This is a genomic window from Herbidospora sp. NBRC 101105 (assembly GCF_030269205.1).
In the GTDB taxonomy this organism is placed as follows: domain Bacteria; phylum Actinomycetota; class Actinomycetes; order Streptosporangiales; family Streptosporangiaceae; genus Herbidospora; species Herbidospora solisilvae.
Map to the genome: position 1 here is coordinate 303,480 of NZ_BSSX01000010.1, position 16,580 is coordinate 320,059.

Annotated in this window: 13 protein-coding genes; 12 read left to right on the plus strand and 1 reads right to left on the minus strand. The window is 70.8% G+C overall.

Annotated features, from left to right (window positions below; all coding sequences use genetic code 11):
- Positions 1–6 precede the first annotated feature (6 nt).
- From QSK34_RS35905 to QSK34_RS35950, 10 genes are all read left to right on the plus strand, one after another.
- Complete coding sequence (locus tag QSK34_RS35905) at positions 7–1,305, plus strand: ABC transporter substrate-binding protein (RefSeq protein ID WP_285591033.1); 1,299 nt, start codon at positions 7–9, stop codon at positions 1,303–1,305.
- A 146-nt stretch (positions 1,306–1,451) separates the two neighbouring features.
- The gene (locus QSK34_RS35910; RefSeq protein WP_285591035.1) at positions 1,452–2,396 is read left to right on the plus strand and encodes a carbohydrate ABC transporter permease; all 945 of its coding nucleotides are present in this window, start codon (positions 1,452–1,454) and stop codon (positions 2,394–2,396) included.
- On the plus strand, positions 2,393–3,205 hold the full coding sequence (locus QSK34_RS35915; RefSeq protein WP_051760967.1) for a carbohydrate ABC transporter permease: 813 nt from the start codon (positions 2,393–2,395) through the stop codon (positions 3,203–3,205). Before QSK34_RS35910 ends, QSK34_RS35915 begins: the two co-directional genes overlap by 4 nt.
- A complete protein-coding gene (locus QSK34_RS35920; RefSeq protein ID WP_285591038.1) occupies positions 3,202–7,314 on the plus strand; it encodes a glycoside hydrolase family 38 N-terminal domain-containing protein in 4,113 nt (1,370 codons plus the stop codon). The genes QSK34_RS35915 and QSK34_RS35920 overlap by 4 nt, the downstream gene beginning before the upstream one ends.
- A complete protein-coding gene (locus tag QSK34_RS35925) occupies positions 7,311–8,027 on the plus strand; it encodes a DUF7158 domain-containing protein (protein ID WP_285591040.1) in 717 nt (238 codons plus the stop codon). Before QSK34_RS35920 ends, QSK34_RS35925 begins: the two co-directional genes overlap by 4 nt.
- A 76-nt stretch (positions 8,028–8,103) precedes the next feature.
- Positions 8,104–8,994 (plus strand): sulfotransferase family protein, encoded by an 891-nt coding sequence (locus QSK34_RS35930; RefSeq protein WP_285591042.1) that lies wholly within the window; start codon positions 8,104–8,106, stop codon positions 8,992–8,994.
- Between the two features lie 11 nt (positions 8,995–9,005).
- A complete protein-coding gene (locus QSK34_RS35935) occupies positions 9,006–10,124 on the plus strand; it encodes a glycosyltransferase family 4 protein (RefSeq protein ID WP_285591044.1) in 1,119 nt (372 codons plus the stop codon).
- Between the two features lie 116 nt (positions 10,125–10,240).
- Positions 10,241–10,834, plus strand: a complete 594-nt coding sequence (locus tag QSK34_RS35940; RefSeq protein WP_161483915.1) for a glycoside hydrolase family 25 protein — start codon at positions 10,241–10,243, stop codon at positions 10,832–10,834.
- Between the two features lie 64 nt (positions 10,835–10,898).
- Complete coding sequence (gene thrS / locus QSK34_RS35945) at positions 10,899–12,863, plus strand: threonine--tRNA ligase (RefSeq protein WP_285591049.1); 1,965 nt, start codon at positions 10,899–10,901, stop codon at positions 12,861–12,863.
- A gap of 39 nt (positions 12,864–12,902) precedes the next feature.
- Positions 12,903–13,364 (plus strand): winged helix DNA-binding protein, encoded by a 462-nt coding sequence (locus QSK34_RS35950; RefSeq protein ID WP_285591050.1) that lies wholly within the window; start codon positions 12,903–12,905, stop codon positions 13,362–13,364.
- A 291-nt stretch (positions 13,365–13,655) separates the two neighbouring features.
- Here QSK34_RS35950 and QSK34_RS35955 read toward each other — a convergent pair whose 3' ends face one another.
- Complete coding sequence (locus QSK34_RS35955; protein WP_285591051.1) at positions 13,656–14,132, minus strand: Asp23/Gls24 family envelope stress response protein; 477 nt, start codon at positions 14,130–14,132, stop codon at positions 13,656–13,658.
- 110 nt (positions 14,133–14,242) lie between these two features.
- Here QSK34_RS35955 and QSK34_RS35960 point away from each other — a divergent pair, with 110 nt between their 5' ends.
- The gene (locus tag QSK34_RS35960; protein ID WP_231515693.1) at positions 14,243–14,770 is read left to right on the plus strand and encodes an HIT family protein; all 528 of its coding nucleotides are present in this window, start codon (positions 14,243–14,245) and stop codon (positions 14,768–14,770) included.
- A 69-nt stretch (positions 14,771–14,839) separates the two neighbouring features.
- The gene (locus QSK34_RS35965) at positions 14,840–16,531 is read left to right on the plus strand and encodes an ATP-binding protein (RefSeq protein ID WP_285591054.1); all 1,692 of its coding nucleotides are present in this window, start codon (positions 14,840–14,842) and stop codon (positions 16,529–16,531) included.
- Positions 16,532–16,580: the final 49 nt, after the last annotated feature.

Sequence of the window (16,580 nt, forward strand, 5' to 3'; positions counted from 1 at the left end):
GTGCTGATGCGCAGAACTTTGATATTCGGCCTGGCCGCGGTGCTGGCGGCGGCCGGTTGTGGAGTGGGCGAGACCCCCCAGCCGGAGGGCGGTGCGAGCGCGTCGGCCGGCGGCAAGGTGGAGCTGAGCTTCCTGGTCTTCGAGACGCCCAACCTGAACGCGGCGTTCTGGGACGCCGCCATCGCGCGGGCCTCCGCCAAGGTCCCCGAGGTGACCATCAAGAAGCTGGTGACGCCCAACATCGACCGCACGGCGTACGCCAAGCAGCTCGACGCCGCGGGCAACCTGCCCGACATCCTGCAGTCGGTCAACCCCGCCGGGTTCGCCCAGGCGGGGAAGCTGGCGCCGTTCACCGATGACGAGCTGAAGAACTTCATCGCGCCCAAGGCGGGGGCCATCGGGGGCAAGGTCTACCAGCTCCCGTACAACACGCAGGTCATCCCGGTTGTCTACTACAACAAGGACATGTTCGCCAAAGCGGGCATCACTCAGACGCCGACGACGTACCAGGAGCTTCTGGACATCTCCAAGAAGCTGAAGGACGGCGGCGTCACCCCGTTCATCGTGGGCGGCGGCGGCGCCGACACGTGGGCGGACATGTACCCGCTGACCGGCACCGTGGCCACCGACGTCTACAAGAAGACGCCCGACTGGCTGCTCCAGCGGGCCCAGGGCAAGGTCAAGTTCACCGACCCCGACTTCGTGGCCGCCGCCAAGAAGATCGAGGACCTGGCGAAGAACGAGTACATCGACCCGGCGGGCCTGAGCAGGTCCTACGCCGACACCGAGCAGGCCTTCCGTGACGGCAAGGGCGCCATGTACCCCATGGGCTCCTGGTTCGCCACCTCGGCCGACGCCAACAAGCCCTCGTTCGAGGTCGGCGCCTTCCCGTGGCCCACCGACGACGGCTCCCCGGTCACCCCGACCTTCACCGGCGGCGGCACCCTCGTCAGCGCGACCGCCAAGAACGTCGAGCTGGCCAAGAAGTGGGCCCTGGCGTTCGACGAGGACAAGGAGAACAACGACGCGTTCGTGAAGGCCGACGGCTCGATCCCGGCGATCAAGGGCTACACCCCGCCCGCCGACATGGGCCCGGTCTACAACGCGACCGTCGCGATCTACCAGAAGGGCATGCAGGAGGGCTCGATCTACGACGCCTTCTCGCAGGAGGCCGGCGACGGCGCGCTGCCCCCGGGCCTGGCCGACAAGGCCGCCCTCGGCGTCCAGGACCTGATCACCGGCAAGAAGAACGCCCAGCAGTTCGCCGAGTTCCTCGACGACGAGTACGCCAAGGCGACCCAGTAACCCCCATGTCAAGACAGGCTCAGCGGGGTGCGCGTCCGCGCGCCCCGCGCCCACCCGATCGGCCGGCCCGGTAACACCATGACCCAGATCCAGCAAGGCAGGGCCCCGCGCCCTCACCCGGCCCGCGAACGCGACGTGGTGACCGGATGACTCAGACGATGCGGCGCGGGGCGCCCGAGAAGGTCCATCCCGTGCCCCGTCCCCGGCGACGCGGCAGGCTCCTGCCCGGCCTGGGCAGATTCGCCCTGTTCGCGCTGCCCGGCCTGGCGGCCTACGCACTCTTCGTGCTCGTGCCGATCGCGATGACGGGGTACAACAGCCTGACCAACCTCAACCCCTTCAACCCGCCCACCCGGTTCGTGGGCCTGCGGAACTACGTCACCCTGCTGAGCGACGCCGAGTTCCACCAGGCGCTTCTCAACACGGTGATCATCACGGCGATCATCACCGTGCTGGCCAACGTCGGCGGCCTGCTGATCGCCATGCTGCTCGACCGGCCGACCAGGCTCTACGTCCTGCTGCGCGGGGTGTTCTTCACCCCGGTCGTGCTCAGCTCGGTCGTCATCAGCGTCATCTGGCAGGCCATCCTCACCGACGACGGGCTGCTCAACTCGGCCCTGCGCGGTCTCGGCGTCGACGAGCCGCCCGGCTGGTTGTCCGACCCGGACTTGGCGATCTACTCCATCGCCTGGATCATGGCCTGGCAGATGCTCGGCTTCTGCGTCGTGGTCTACCTGGCCGGGCTCCAGGGGGTGCCCCGCGAGCTCAACGAGGCCGCCGCGATCGACGGCGCGAGCGCGCTCCAGCGCTTCCGCAACGTCACCTGGCCGATGCTCGCCCCGGCGCTGACCATCAACGTGGTCATGCTGCTCATCACCGGCTTCAAGGCCTACGACCAGATCCGGGTCATCACCAACGGCGGGCCCGGCAACGGCACCACGGTGACCATGGCCTTCCAGGTCGTGCAGACCGCCTTCGTGAGCAACCGGATCGGCTACTCCTCGGCCCTGGCCGCGGTGATGCTCGCGATCGTCGCGTTCATCTCGGTGGTCGTGCTGCGGTTCCTGCAGAAGAGAGAGGTGTCCCGGTGAACGCGCGGCCGATCGTCGCCACGTTCGTGGGCGTGGTGTTCTTCCTGCCCCTCTACCTGGTGCTGGTGAACATCTTCAAACCGAGCGCGGCCGTGGTGGCCGACCCCGCCGGGCTGCCGTTCCCGCCCACCTTCGACAACCTGGCGGCGGTGCTGAACCGGCCCGACCACCTGTTCACCTTCGGCCTGATCAACTCGATCGCCGTGACCGCCCTGTCGGTGACGGTGCTCACCGTCGTCTCCGCCATGCTCGGCCACTACCTGGCGCGGGCGAGGCACTGGGCCGCCAAGGTCGTCATGGCCACGCTGCTGTGCGGGCTCATGATCCCGGTGCCGGTCATCATGGCCCCGATCACGACCGTGCTGAAGTGGTTCGACCTGATGACGACCCTCCAGGGGCTCGTGCTGGTGAACGTCGGCTACTACGTGCCGTTCGGGGTGCTGCTCTTCATGGGCTTCGTCCGCGGCGTCCCGCTGGAGCTCGAAGAGGCCGCCGCGCTCGACGGCGCGAACCGGTTCCGGGTGTTCTGGCAGGTGGTCTTCCCGCTGCTGCGGCCCGCGTCGGCCAGCGTGATGATCTTCCTGGGCGTGTGGATCTGGAACGACTTCCTGACCCCGCTCATCGTGCTCGGCCCCGACAGCGGCACGACCGTGACGGTCGGCGTCTACCGGGCCATCGGGCAGTACCAATCGGACTTCGGATCGGTCTTCGCCTTCATGTTCCTGGCGACGCTGCCGATCCTCATCTTCTACCTCGCCCTGCAGAAGAACTTCGTGAAGGGCCTTACCGGCGGAGCGGTCAAGGGATGAATCTGACGATCGAGTCCACCGAGCTGTTCGCCGGACCGGCCGACGCCCCGCGCCAGATCCTGCGCGTCACGACGTCGGGGCCCGGCCCGATCGACGTCGAGGTCACCGGCGGGGCGTGGGGGGAACTGCGGGGTGTCCCCGGTACGGGGACCCACGAGGTCCCCGTCTCGACGGAGGCGCGGCCGGGGGAACAGGTGCCGATCACCGTGCGGGCCGGGGACCTGCGGGAGGAGGCGACGCTCCTCGTCGCCGAGCCCGGCTGGACCGTGCACCTCGTCTCCCACTTCCACTACGACCCCGTCTGGTGGAACACCCAGGCCGGCTACGCCAGCGAGTGGGAGGACCAGCCGGACGCCCAAGAGATCCGGATGAGCTTCCAGTTCACCGCGTTCCAGCTCATCGACGCCCACCTGGAGCTGGCCCGCCGCGACCCCGACTACAAGTTCGTGCTGGCCGAGGTCGACTACCTCAAGCCCTACTGGGACACCTTCCCCGAGCAGCGCGCGATCGTCACCCGGCTCGTCGACGAGGGCCGCCTGGAGATCATGGGCGGGACGTACAACGAGCCCAACACCAACCTCACCGGCGCCGAGACGACGATCCGCAACGCCGTCTACGGGGTCGGGTTCCAGCGCGACGTCCTCGGAGGGGAACCCTCGACGGCCTGGCAGCTCGACGCGTTCGGGCACGACCCGCAGTTCCCGGGCATGATGGCCGACGCCGGGCTCACCTCCAGCGCGTGGGCGCGCGGGCCGTTCCACCAGTGGGGGCCGATCCTTGAGGTCGGCACCTACGACACCCCCCACGGCGACCCCTCCGACATGCAGTTCCGCACCGAGTTCGAGTGGATCTCCCCGTCGGGGCGGGGCCTGCTGACCCACTACATGGCCGCCCACTACGGCGCGGGCTGGTCGATGGACTCCGCCCAGACGCTGGAGGCGGCCGAGCAGTCGGTGTACGGGTTGTTCCTCGACCTCAAGAAGGTCGCCGCGACCCGGAACGTGCTGATCCCGGTCGGCACCGACTACAGCCCGCCGAACAAGTGGCTGACCGACATCCACCGCGACTGGAACGCCCGCTACGCCTGGCCGAGGTTCACCTGCGCGATCCCGCGCGAGTTCTTCTCGGCGGTCACCGCCGAACTGGCCGCCGAGGGCCGCCGCCTGTCGCCGCAGACCCGGGACATGAACCCGATCTACACCGGCAAGGACGTGTCGTACATCGACACCAAGCAGGCCCAGCGGGCGGCCGAGAACGAGCTGCTCGACGCCGAGCGGTTCGCCACCCTGGCGTGCCTGGCCGGGGGAGCGGAGTATCCGGAGGCCGCGCTCGACAAGGCGTGGCGGCAGCTCGTGTTCGGCGCCCACCACGACGCCATCACCGGCACCGAGTCCGACCAGGTCTACCTCGACCTGCTGGCGGGGTGGCGGGAGGCGTACGACCTCGCGGCGGAGGTGCACACGGCGGCGCTGCGGCATCTGGCGGCCCGCACCGCCACCGACGGCGAGACGGTGATCGTCTACAACGCCAACGCGTGGCCGCGCACCGACCTCGTCCGGGTCACCGTGCCGGCGGGCCGCACGATCGCGGGTGTCCCCTGTCTGGTCGAGCACGCCGACGACACCCGCGCCGAGATCGTCTTCCTGGCCGAGGACGTGCCGTCGGTCGGTTACCGCTCCTACCGCCTCGCCGCATCGGGTGCCGGCGAGGAATGGGCCGTGGAGGAGACGTACACGATCGAGAACGAGTTCCACCGGCTCACGGTCGACCCGGCGCGGGGCGGCGGCGTGGTCTCGCTGGTCGACCTGACCACGGGCGACGAGCTGATCACGCCCGGCGAGGTGGGCAACGAGCTGGTGGTGTACGAGGAGTACCACGAACACCCGGTCTTCCGTGAGGGCCCATGGCACCTGCTGCCGACGGGCGTCTCCACGGGGAGCGCCGCACTCCCCGCGCGCTCGGTGACGACCGAGCGGTCGCGGCTCGGCCGGCGGATCACCGTCACCGGTTCGCTCGGTTCCGTCACGTACACGCAGACGGTCACTCTGTGGTACGGCCTCGCGCGGGTGGACTGCGCCACCCACGTCGACGGTTTCGACGGCGCCGACCAGCTGGTGCGGCTCCGCTGGCCGTGCGCGGTGCCGGGCGCGGTGCCGGTCTCCGAGGTCGGCCACGCCGTCGTCGGGCGGCCGTTCGCGCACCCCGATGTTGACACGGCCGAGCACCCGTGGACCCTCGACAACCCCGCCTACCAGTGGTTCGGGCTCAGCGCCCCGGCCCGGATCGCCTTCGCGAACGGGACCGGCGTGCCGATCGCGGTCGCCGAGATCGTCGTGCCGCACGAGGAGGACACCGCCGGCGCGCGCGACCTGGCGGTGAAGCTCGCCCAGTCGGGGGTGACCTCGACGACGGCGTACGCCCACGGCACCCGCTACGGCCTGTTGTCGTTCGACTCGAACCTGCCCGACGTCCGGTTCGCCGTCGGCGGGCCGCACGAGAACGCCTTCACCGCCGAGGCCCTGCGGGCGGCCGGGCCGTCGTACACCGAGGAACTGGAGCGGCAGCTCGCGGAGAAGGGGTCGGCGGTGGTCTGGCTGCCCGCGCGGTACACCCGCGAGCAGGCCTTCCATCCCGAGTCGGACCTGCGCGGCGTGCTCGACATCCCGGTCGTGGTGCTCGCCGGGTCGCCGGACAACGTTATCGAGGATCACGTGATCCGCGTCGACCAGACGGCTGACCACGCCGAGGAGCGCCGGACCGTCGCGGTGCTGAACCGGGGCGTGCCCGGGTTCGCCGTCGACACCAGGGGGCGGCTGCACCTGTCGCTCATGCGGTCGTCGACCGGCTGGCCGTCGGGCATGTGGATCGACCCGCCGCGCCGGACCGCCCCCGACGGGACCGGCTTCGGCCTCCAGCACTGGAGCCACACCTTCGACTACGCCATCGCCTCCGGCGGCGGCGACTGGCGCGCGGCCGGGATCGTCGCCAAGGCGCACGACTACAACCACCCGCTGCGCCCGGTCGTCGAACCGGCCCACGCGGGAGGCCTGCCCGCGACCGCGTCCCTGCTGACGGTCGAACCCGCCGGAGCGGCCGTGCTGGCCGCGTTCAAGGCGGCCGGGAACCCGACGGCGGGCGGCCGGGCGGTCCCGGCCGATCCGCGTGCCGGGGTGGCGGCGCGCTTCTACGAGCCGCACGGCACGTCCGTCGGGTTGCGGGTGACCTCGCCGTTCCCGCTGGTCGAGGCGGCGGTGGCCGACCTGCTGGAGACCGCGACGAGCGAGGCCAAGGTCCGCGACGGCGCGCTGGTCGCCGACCTCGGGCCGAGCGAGATCGCCACGTTCGTGCTGAAGACCGACGCCCGCGACCCCGAAGGTCCGGGCGACCGCCTCGGGCGGGCCGCCGAGCCCGCGCAGCCGGTGTTCTCGCGCTACTGGCTGCACAACCGAGGCTCGGCGCCGCTCGGCTACCAGCCGCTGAGCGTGCACGCGCGGGCCGTGCCCGGCGGTCTCGCGGTCTCGCTGGCCTCCGACCTCGTCGACGCCGCCGCCGAGGGCGAGGTCCGCGTGGTCGTGCCGCCCGGCTGGGCCGCCACGCCGTCCCGTCGTCCGGTACGGCTCCCGCCCCGCGGCTGGACCTCCTTCGACGTCGTGGTGACCCCGGCGCCCGGAGCGGGGGAGGGCCCCTGGCCGGTGGCGGTCACCCTGGCCCACGGCGGCCAGACCCACGAGGACGTCGTCTTCTTCGACGGTTCGGGCCACCCGGTCAGCCCCGGCCCGGCGTCGCTGCTCGCGGTGGACGTGCCCGAGGAGGGCGTCGAGGCCCGCCCGGGAAAGCGGTCGCGGCTGCCGGTGACGTTGACCAATCGCGCCGGCTTCGCCATCCGGGGGGAGATCCAGGTGCTCGGCCCGTGGGGCACCTGGGAGGTCACCGGGCCGCTCATCCGCCCGCTGGAGATCGCGCCCGGCGAGGAGACCGTGCTCGACGTGGTCGCCGACGTGCCGCTGGGCATGCGGCCGGGGGACTGGTGGGTGCTGGTCAAGGCCATGTGGTTCGGCCGGGTGAGCTACTCGCCCGCCGTGCCGCTGCGGGTGCGGGGGCACCGGTGATCGCCGCTCTCGTCGAGGGCGCCCCCGTCACGCTGGAGCAGGTCGCCGGCCGGATGGCCGCACTGCGCCGCGGTCCCCGCGGCGACCTGCTCCCGGCCGACGGCACCACCGAGGGCCGCCAGCTCCGCCGCTGGGTCGTGCAGCTCCTGGTCGCCGAACGGGTCGTCGCCGCCGAGGCCGCGCGCCGGGGGCTGCGCCCCTGGGCGGGGCCGCCGATGGAGTTGTCCGCCACCGCCCGGCTGGAGCTGGGCAGCGTCATGGCCGCCGTGCTCTCCGGCGACAGGCTGGCCCAGGCCGTCTACCGCGAGCTCACGGCCGGGGTCACGGTCTCCGAGGAGGACGTGCGCCGCTACTACGCCGCCAACCCCGACCGCTACCGGCCGGGACCGGCGCGTGCCGTCACCCACTGGCGGAACGGGGTGGCGGCCGAATACGAGGTGACCCGCGCCGAACTCGTGCCCGAGGCGGTGTTCCGGGCGGCCGAGGGCGACCACGTGACCCATGGCGAGGAGGTGTTCGTCGTGGGGGCGTACACGAAACGGGATCTGAGCCTCGCCGAGGCGGCGCCGCGCATCCGCGGGGCGCTCCTGGACGCCGCCCGGCGGCGGCGGTTCGTGTTGTGGGCGGACGCCCGCTGCGCCGCCGCGGTGTTAACGCCCGGTTACGAGCATCCGGGCGACATCAACCATCCCGATCACACGCACCGGCATTGATGTGCCAACCTACGGGCAGTTCCAGGTAATTCTCAGGGAAAGTCCGTAAGGTCCACACATGAACTGGAAACAACGAGTGAACGTTGCGCTGGGCGAGTTCACCGGGTTTCATCTGACGAAGATGGGCGAGTCCGCGACCGCGAACCCGTCCAAGACCGGCAAGGCGGGGAAAACGGCGAAGGCGGCCAAGCCCGCCCCCGCGCCCGCCTCGGAGGTGCGGCCGCCGGCCGACCCCCGCACCGACCGGTTGCTGCGCGCCCCGATCTTCGTGATGTCGCCGGTCCGGTCGGGATCGACCCTCCTGCGCTCGATCCTGAACGCCCACTCGCTGCTGCACGCCCCCCACGAACTGCACGTCCGCCGCCTGACCGTCGGCTTCGGCACCGGGCTGGCCGAACGGGCGATGCACGCCCTCGGCCACAACCAGGCCGACCTGGAGCACCTGCTGTGGGACCGGGTGCTGCACCGCGAGCTGCTGCGCAGCGGCAAGAGCCACATCGTCGACAAGACCCCGGCCAACGCCTTCGCCTTCGAGCGCCTGGCGGCCTGCTGGCCCGACGCCCGGTTCGTCTTCCTGCTGCGCCACCCCGTCTCGATCGCGCGGTCGTGGCACGAGGCCGACCCGGAGAAGCGCGACTTCACCGAGGCGGCGGCCGACGCGCTGCGCTACATGAAGGCCGTCGAACGCGCCCGCAAGGGCCTCAAGGGCCACACGATCCACTACGAGGACCTGACGGCCGACCCCGAGAACGAGATCCGCGCGGTCTGCGACTTCCTCGGCATCCCCTTCGAACCCGGCATGCTGCGCTACGGCTCCGCGCAGACGGTCGTGCAGAAGGGCCTGGGCGACTGGAAGGACAAGATCCGTTCCGGCGAGGTCCAGAAGGGGCGTGACCTGCCCGACGAGTCCGAGATTCCCGACGTGCTCCGCCCGATGAGCGTTAGCTGGGGGTACCTGTCCAAGTGAAGATCCGCTATATGCTCCTCCACGCGTACGGCATGGGTGGAACAATTCGGACCGTCATCACCCAGGCCAACGCCATGGCCCAGCGCGGCCACGACGTCGAGATCGTCAGCGCCGTGCAGCGCCGCGACCGCCCCCAGTTCGAGATCGACCCCCGCGTCAAGGTCACCGCTGTCGTCGACGAGCGCGGCGGGATCGAGCCCGTCACCTTCACCGACCGCGTCATGCGGCGGCTGCGCGGCAAGGCGGTGCCCGAGGGCGAGTTCGCCGCCCACTGGTTCACCGCCCACGTCGAGAAGGCCGTCACCGAGTACGTCGCGAGCCTCGACGACGGCATCCTGGTCACCACCCGGCCCGGCCTGAACCTGATCGCCGCCCGGCACGGCCGCAAGAGCGTCGTGCGGGTCGGCCAGGAGCACATGAACCTGCGCACCCACAAGGAGCCCGTGCGCCAGGACATCGCCCGCCACTACGGCCGCCTCGACCTGGTCACCGTACTGACCAAGACCGACAAGAACGAGTACGAACGCCTCGCCCCCGGCGTGAAGACCCGGCTGATGCCCAACTCGGTGCACATCGCCGGACGCCGCCAGTCGCAGCTGACCAACCCCCGGGTGATCGCGGCCGGCCGGCTGAAGACCCAGAAGGGCTTCGACCTGCTGATCCCCGCCTTCGAGCAGGTCCCGCACAAGGACTGGACCCTCGACGTGTACGGGGAGGGCTCCTCGCTCCCCAAGCTGCTCAACAAGATCACCGAAGCGGAGCGCATCCGATTCCGCGGCCGCACTGAGAGGCTCTGGGACGAACTGGCCGACTCCTCCATCTACGTGCTCAGCTCCCGGTTCGAGGGGCTGCCCATGGTGATGCTGGAGGCCATGGCCCACGGCCTGGCCGTGGTCAGCTTCGACTGCCCGACGGGCCCCGGCGACGTGATCGTCCACAACGTCAACGGCCTGCTGGTGCCGCCCAAGGACGTCACCGCGCTGGCCGAGGGCATCACCCGGCTCATCGAGGACGACACGCTCCGCAAGCGGCTCGGCGCGGCGGCCCTGGAGACGGCCAGGAACTACACGGCCGACTCGATCATGCCGCGCTGGGAGGCCCTGTTCACCGAACTGCTGGAACGCCGCTGACCCGACGCGAGACGCGCCGGGCCGCCGCGCGCACCGTCAGGCAGGCGTGGCGGTCCGGCCACGGGCATATGGGTGAACCGGTCGCGACCCGATGACGCCGGTATTACCCTTCATCGGTGATCCACGGCATCGACGTGTCCGACTGGCAGGGCCCCGTCGACTGGTCGGCCCAGGCCGAGACCGACGCGGTGTTCGCCTTCGCGCGCGCCACCGAGAGCGACCGGCTCGCCGACAGCCGGTTCGCGGAGAACTGGGCGGCCATGGGGCGGGCCGGGTTCGTGCGCGGCGCCTATCACGTGGCCCGGCCGCTGGGCGACGCCCGCGCCCAGGCCAGGCACTTCCTGGAGACGGTCCGGCTGGCCCCCGGCGACCTGGCCGCGCTGGAGTTCAAGGCCACCGACGGACTGCCCGCCGCCGAGGTCGCCGAGTTCGGCCGCCGCTGGTGCGCCGAGGTCACCCGCCGCTGCGGGCTGCTCCCGTTCGTCTGGACGCACCTCCACTTCGCCGCCGAGGGCAACTGCGAGGGCCTGGCGGACTATCCGCTGTGGATCGCCGACCCGGGCCGCCCGATCGGGCAGCCGCGGGTGCCCGCGCCCTGGTCCGGCTGGGCCATCCAGCAGTACGCCGCCAGCCCGCTCGATCTCGACGTCTTCGCGGGCACCGTGGCCGAGCTGCTCGCCCTGGGCGCCCCGGACCGGCGCGCGAAATAGGGGTGCGGGAATCCCGGTAGAGTCGGCCTGACATCCACGCTCGTCTTGTTTGAGGAGAACCATCGTGTCCGCTATCACCGTCACCGTCGCAGGGGTCGAGCGTTCGGTAGCGGAGGGCACGACGTACGGCGAGCTGCTGGAGGCCGACGGCCGGACCGTCATTGCGGCCCGCGTGCCCTCAGGTCTGAAGGACCTCGCCGCCCCGGCCGCCGACGGCGACGTCGTGGAGCCGGTCGAGATCGGCAGCGACGACGGCCGGGCGATCATGCGCCACTCCACCGCCCACGTGATGGCCCAGGCCGTCCAGGAGCTGTTCCCCGAGGCCAAGCTCGGCATCGGCCCGCCCGTCGAGAACGGTTTCTACTACGACTTCGACGTCAAGGCGCCGTTCACCCCCGACGACCTCAAGCGCATCGAGAAGCGCATGCGCGAGATCGTCAAGCAGGGGCAGACCTTCGCCCGCCGGGCCGTCTCCGACGACGCCGCCCGCGAGGAGCTGGCGGCCGAGCCCTACAAGCTGGAGCTGATCGGCCTCAAGGGCGGCGCCGCCGAGGGCGACTCGGGCGAGAGCGTCGAGGTCGGCGGGGCCGAGCTGACGATCTACGACAACCTCGACCCCAAGAGCGGCGACCTGGTGTGGAAGGACCTCTGCCGGGGTCCCCACCTGCCCACCACCCGCGTGATCCCCGCCTTCAAGCTGATGCGGTCGGGCGGCGCCTACTGGCGCGGCAGCGAGAAGAACCCGCAGCTCCAGCGCATCTACGGCACCGCCTGGGAGTCCCGCGAGAAGCAGGACGAATACCTCGCCTTCCTCGAAGAGGCCGAGAAGCGCGACCACCGCAAGCTGGGCGCCGAGCTCGACCTGTTCTCCTTCCCCGACGAACTGGGCTCCGGCCTGCCGGTCTTCCACCCCAAGGGCGGCGTGATCCGCAAGGTGATGGAGGACTACTCGCGCAAGAAGCACGAGGAGGCCGGCTACTCCTTCGTCAACACGCCCCACATCACCAAAGACAACCTTTACAAGGTCTCCGGCCACCTCGACTGGTACGCCGACGGCATGTTCCCGCCCATGGAGCTCGAGGGCGCGCGCTACTACCTCAAGCCGATGAACTGCCCGATGCACAACCTGATCTTCCGGGCCCGTGGCCGGTCCTACCGCGAGCTGCCGCTGCGCACCTTCGAGTTCGGCACCGTCTACCGCTACGAGAAGTCGGGCGTCGTCCACGGCCTGACCCGCGTCCGCGGCCTCACCCAGGACGACGCGCACATCTACTGCACCCGCGAGCAGATGCGCGGCGAACTGGTCTCGCTGCTGCGCTTCGTGCTCGACCTGCTGCGCGACTACGGCCTCAACGACTTCTACCTGGAGCTGTCGACCAAGGACCCGGTGAAGTTCGTCGGCGACGACCAGACCTGGGAGGAGGCGACCGCCGTCCTGCGTGAGGTCGCCGAGGGCGAGAACCTCGAACTGGTCCTCGACCCGGGCGGCGCGGCCTTCTACGGCCCCAAGATCTCCGTCCAGGCCCGCGACGCCATCGGCCGCACCTGGCAGATGTCGACCATCCAGCTCGACTTCAACCTGCCCGAGCGCTTCGAGCTCGAATACACCGCCGCCGACGGCTCCCGCCAGCGCCCGGTCATGATCCACCGCGCCCTGTTCGGCTCGATCGAGCGCTTCTTCGGCGTGCTGACCGAACACTACGCGGGCGCGTTCCCGGCATGGCTCGCGCCGGTCCAGGTGATCGGCATCCCGATCTCCGACGACCACGTCGCCTACCTGCAGGACGTCGCCAAGAAGCTCAAGGCCCACGGCATCCGCGTCGAGGTCGACGCCTCCTCCGACCGCATGCAGAAGAAGATCCGCAACGCGCAGAAGTCGAAGGTGCCCTACATGCTGCTGGCCGGCGACGACGACGTCGCGGCCGGGGCGGTGTCGTTCCGCTACCGCAACGGCGAGCAGAAGAACGGCGTCTCCGTCGACCAGGCGGTGGCCGAGATCGTCGACGCGGTGGAGCGCCGCCTCGCCTAGTTGACGTCAAGTCGGCTTGAGGTCCTAGCGTCGTCAGGCATGACGACGATCAAGGAGTATCCGCCGGAGGTCCTGAACGGCCAGCCCCTCGGGGCCTGGACGGGCGAGGCCTACCGGCGGGTGGTGGGGGCGATCCGCGCCGGGCTGGCGGTCGAGGGGCTGACCCAGCCCCACTGGTGGACGATCAATCACGCGGCCGGTTCCCCCGGCCGCTGGACCCGCGCCGAACTGGCCGAGCGCCTGTCGACGTGGGAGGACCTCGGCCTCGACTTCGACCAGATCTTCGACGACCTGGTCCGCTGGGGCTGGCTGACCGAAGACGACGGGACCATGGCCCTGACCCCGGGCGGGGAAGCGGGGCGGCAGCGCGCCTGGGCACGGCTGGCCCCGGTCCTGGAGAGAACGCGCGCCGGCATCGACGAGGACGACTACGTGACGACCATCAACGTGCTGCGCCGGGTGGTCGCGAACCTGGGCGGCGACGGCAACCTGCCCGCTTGAGATCCGGCCGGTCGCTCGGGTTAGGTCGGTCGCTCAGATTCGGCTGGTCGCTCGGGTTCGGCTGGTGGCTCAGATTCGGCCGGTCGCTCAGATTCGGCCGGTCGCATGGGTCGGCTGTCGCATGGGTTCGGTTGGTCGCATGGTGACCCGCGGATGTCGAGCTTGTTCGCGAGATCGAGGCGCGCCCGTGGTGGAGCGCATCGAGCCTGCTCACGGCGGCCTCACCCCGGACACGCGAGACCGGGCTCCGCGGGGAGCCCGGTCGGGTGGTTCGGATGGTCCGGGTGGCGGTCAGGCGGCGGCTTCGTCGGTCTTGCCCTCGCCGGGGAGCCGCACGTCGTCGACCGTGACGTTGACCTCGACGACCTCCATGCCGAGCATCTGGGCCACCGACGTGGCCACGCTCGACTGGACCTCGGCCGCGACCTCCATCACGACGTGGCCGTAGAGGATGACGATCGTGATGTCGATGGCGACCATGCCGTCCTGGATCTCGGCCTTCACGCCCTGGTTGGCGCGCTTGGAGCCGAACCCGATGCGGTCGCGGACCGATTCGAAGGCGCGGGCCAGGTCGCCGCCCAGGTCGGCAACGCCGGGGACCTGCATGGCGGCCAGGGCGGTCACCTTCTCGACGACCTCGTCGGCGACGGTGATCTTGCCTTTCAGGCCCGCGACGGAGATCTGGGGAGCGGGGGCGCTCTCCTCGGCGACGGGGGCTTCTTCCTCGGAGGGGGTCTCGTTCTGGTGCTCGTACGCGACGTCGGTCACACGATCATCTCCTCAGGTCAGCAGGATTCTGCCGGAAGATCGAAGGGTTTGTCCGGCGTTAGGCCCGGTCGGCGGGGGTCGCGTGACCTGGTCCCCCTATGCTGGCCGACATGACAGACGTGCCCGACGCATTCGGACGGCTCTGGACGCCGCACCGGATGGCGTACATCAAGGGGGAGAACAAGCCGACCGGGCCGGGGTCCGGCGACGGCTGCCCGTTCTGCGAGATCCCGAAGATGGACGACGCCGACGGGCTCATCGTGGCCCGGGGCGAGGTCGTGTACGCCGTCCTGAACCTCTACCCGTACAACTCCGGCCACCTGATGGTCTGTCCCTACCGGCACGTGCCCGACTACACCGACCTCGACGCCGCCGAGACGGCCGAGCTGGCCGAGTTCACCCAGAAGGCGCTCGTCACGCTGCGGGAGGCGAGCGGCGCGCAGGGCTTCAACGTCGGGATGAACCTCGGCCACGTCGCGGGCGCCGGCATCGCCGCCCATCTCCACCAGCACGTCGTGCCCCGCTGGGGCGGCGACACCAACTTCATGCCGATCGTCGGGCACACGCGCGTCCTACCACAGTTGCTCCGGGACACCCGTGAGTTGCTCGCGCGGGCATGGCCCGAGAAAACGTCGTAAGGCTGCACTACCCTGCCTCGGGTGACGGATGGGTTCTCTGGTGCCCCTGCTGGGGAGGCTGTCGGCCGTGTGCTGGGCACACAGTCGGCCTCGCCCCTGTCGTTCTGGATCGGCCTGGAGCCGGGAAAGGTCGTGCAGCTCGACGAGGTGGTGGTGACGCGGCGCGAGGTGCCGGGCCACGGGCCGGTGCTGGTCGCCGGGGTGGTCACCCACGTCGAGGCCCGCCACGAGGGGGCCGCCTACGACTCCGACGTCTTCCTGATCTCCGAGGGGTCGCTGCCGGCGGCCGTCGTCGAGGTCGCGGAGGTGCGGGTCACCCGGGTCGAGCCCGAGGTGTTCGTGCCGCCGCTGCCGGGGGCGCCGGCGTTCCGGGCCAAGGGGGCCGACCGCGACCAGGCGCTCTACTTCGACGTGATGGAGCGCCGGGTGCCGATGGGCCTCGGCCGCGACGGCGAACCGGCCTTCCTGAACTTCGACTTCCTCGACGGCACCCGCGGCGCCCACGTGTCGATCTCCGGGGTGTCGGGCGTGGCGACAAAGACCTCGTTCGCGACGTTCCTGCTCTATTCGGTGTTCAACTCCGGGGTGCTGGGGCCCGAGGCCGCCAACACCAAGGCGCTGATCTTCTCCGTCAAGGGCGAGGACCTGCTGTTCCTCGACCACGCCAACACCCGCATCGACGACACCGCCCGCGCCGCCTACGCCACGCTCGGGCTGCCCGCCCAGCCGTTCCGGAGCGTCCACGTGTTCGCGCCGCCGAGGCCCGGCGACGTCCACGGCGTGCCCCACGTCACGGCCCGCACCCAGGGGGTCAGCTCCTTCTACTGGACGCTGGCCGAGTTCTGCGACGCCGAGCTGCTCCGCTACGTGTTCGCCGACGCCGACGACGAGAAGGCGCAGTACAGCCTGCTGATCGGCCAGATCGCGGCGCGGCTGAAGACGCTGGCCGAGCCGCTGGGCGACTCGGGCGCGGTCAAGGTCGACGACGTCGAGTGCCGCACCTATCCCCAGCTCGTCGACCTGATCGACGAACGGCTGGCCGACGAGTCGAGCCGGGCGGCCTGGACCGGCTTCCCCGCCTCGCTCGGCACGGTCAACGCGTTCCTGCGGCGGCTGCGCAGCTCGATCAGGTCGCTCACCCCGATCGTGCGCGGCGACCTCCCGGCCGGGCGGCCCCACTCGATCGGCGTCTCCGACGCCCAGGTCACCATCGTCGACCTGCACAACCTGCCCGAACGCGCCCAGCGGTTCGTGGTCGGCGTGGTGCTGCGCGGCGAGTTCGCCCGCAAGGAGCTGTCGGGCTCGGCCCGGCCCCTGCTGTTCGTGGTCCTCGACGAGCTCAACAAGTACGCCCCCCGCGACGGCGACTCGCCGATCAAGGAGATCCTGCTCGACGTCGCCGAGCGGGGCCGCTCGCTCGGGGTCATCCTCATCGGGGCCCAGCAGACCGCCTCCGAGGTGGAACGCCGCATCGTCGCCAACTGCGCGGTCCGCATCGCCGGACGGCTCGACCCCGCCGAGGCCACCCGGTCGGAATACGGCTGGCTGACCGGCACCGCCCGCGACCGGGCCACCATCGCCAAACCGGGCACCATGTTCGCCGTCCAGCCCGAGATCCCCGTGCCGCTGGCCGTGAACTTCCCGTTCCCCGCCTGGGCGACCCGGCCCTCCGAGGCCGGGACGGCCCCGGTCACCACGCGACTCGACAGAGATCCGTTCGCCGGGCTGCCCGCCCCCGAAGACGACATCCCCCCGTTCTGAAGCGAGACGCGGACGGCCGAAGGCCGGCCGTGGCTCGCGCCGTGAATCT

Bases quoted from the DNA above. Each gene is read 5' to 3' on its own strand.
- QSK34_RS35905 (WP_285591033.1), top strand. From the start codon at position 7: ATGCGCAGAACTTTGATATTCGGCCTGGCCGCGGTGCTGGCGGCGGCC.
- QSK34_RS35910 (WP_285591035.1), top strand. From the start codon at position 1,452: ATGACTCAGACGATGCGGCGCGGGGCGCCCGAGAAGGTCCATCCCGTG.
- QSK34_RS35920 (WP_285591038.1), top strand. From the start codon at position 3,202: ATGAATCTGACGATCGAGTCCACCGAGCTGTTCGCCGGACCGGCCGAC.
- QSK34_RS35935 (WP_285591044.1), top strand. From the start codon at position 9,006: ATGCTCCTCCACGCGTACGGCATGGGTGGAACAATTCGGACCGTCATC.
- QSK34_RS35950 (WP_285591050.1), top strand. From the start codon at position 12,903: ATGACGACGATCAAGGAGTATCCGCCGGAGGTCCTGAACGGCCAGCCC.
- QSK34_RS35960 (WP_231515693.1), top strand. From the start codon at position 14,243: ATGACAGACGTGCCCGACGCATTCGGACGGCTCTGGACGCCGCACCGG.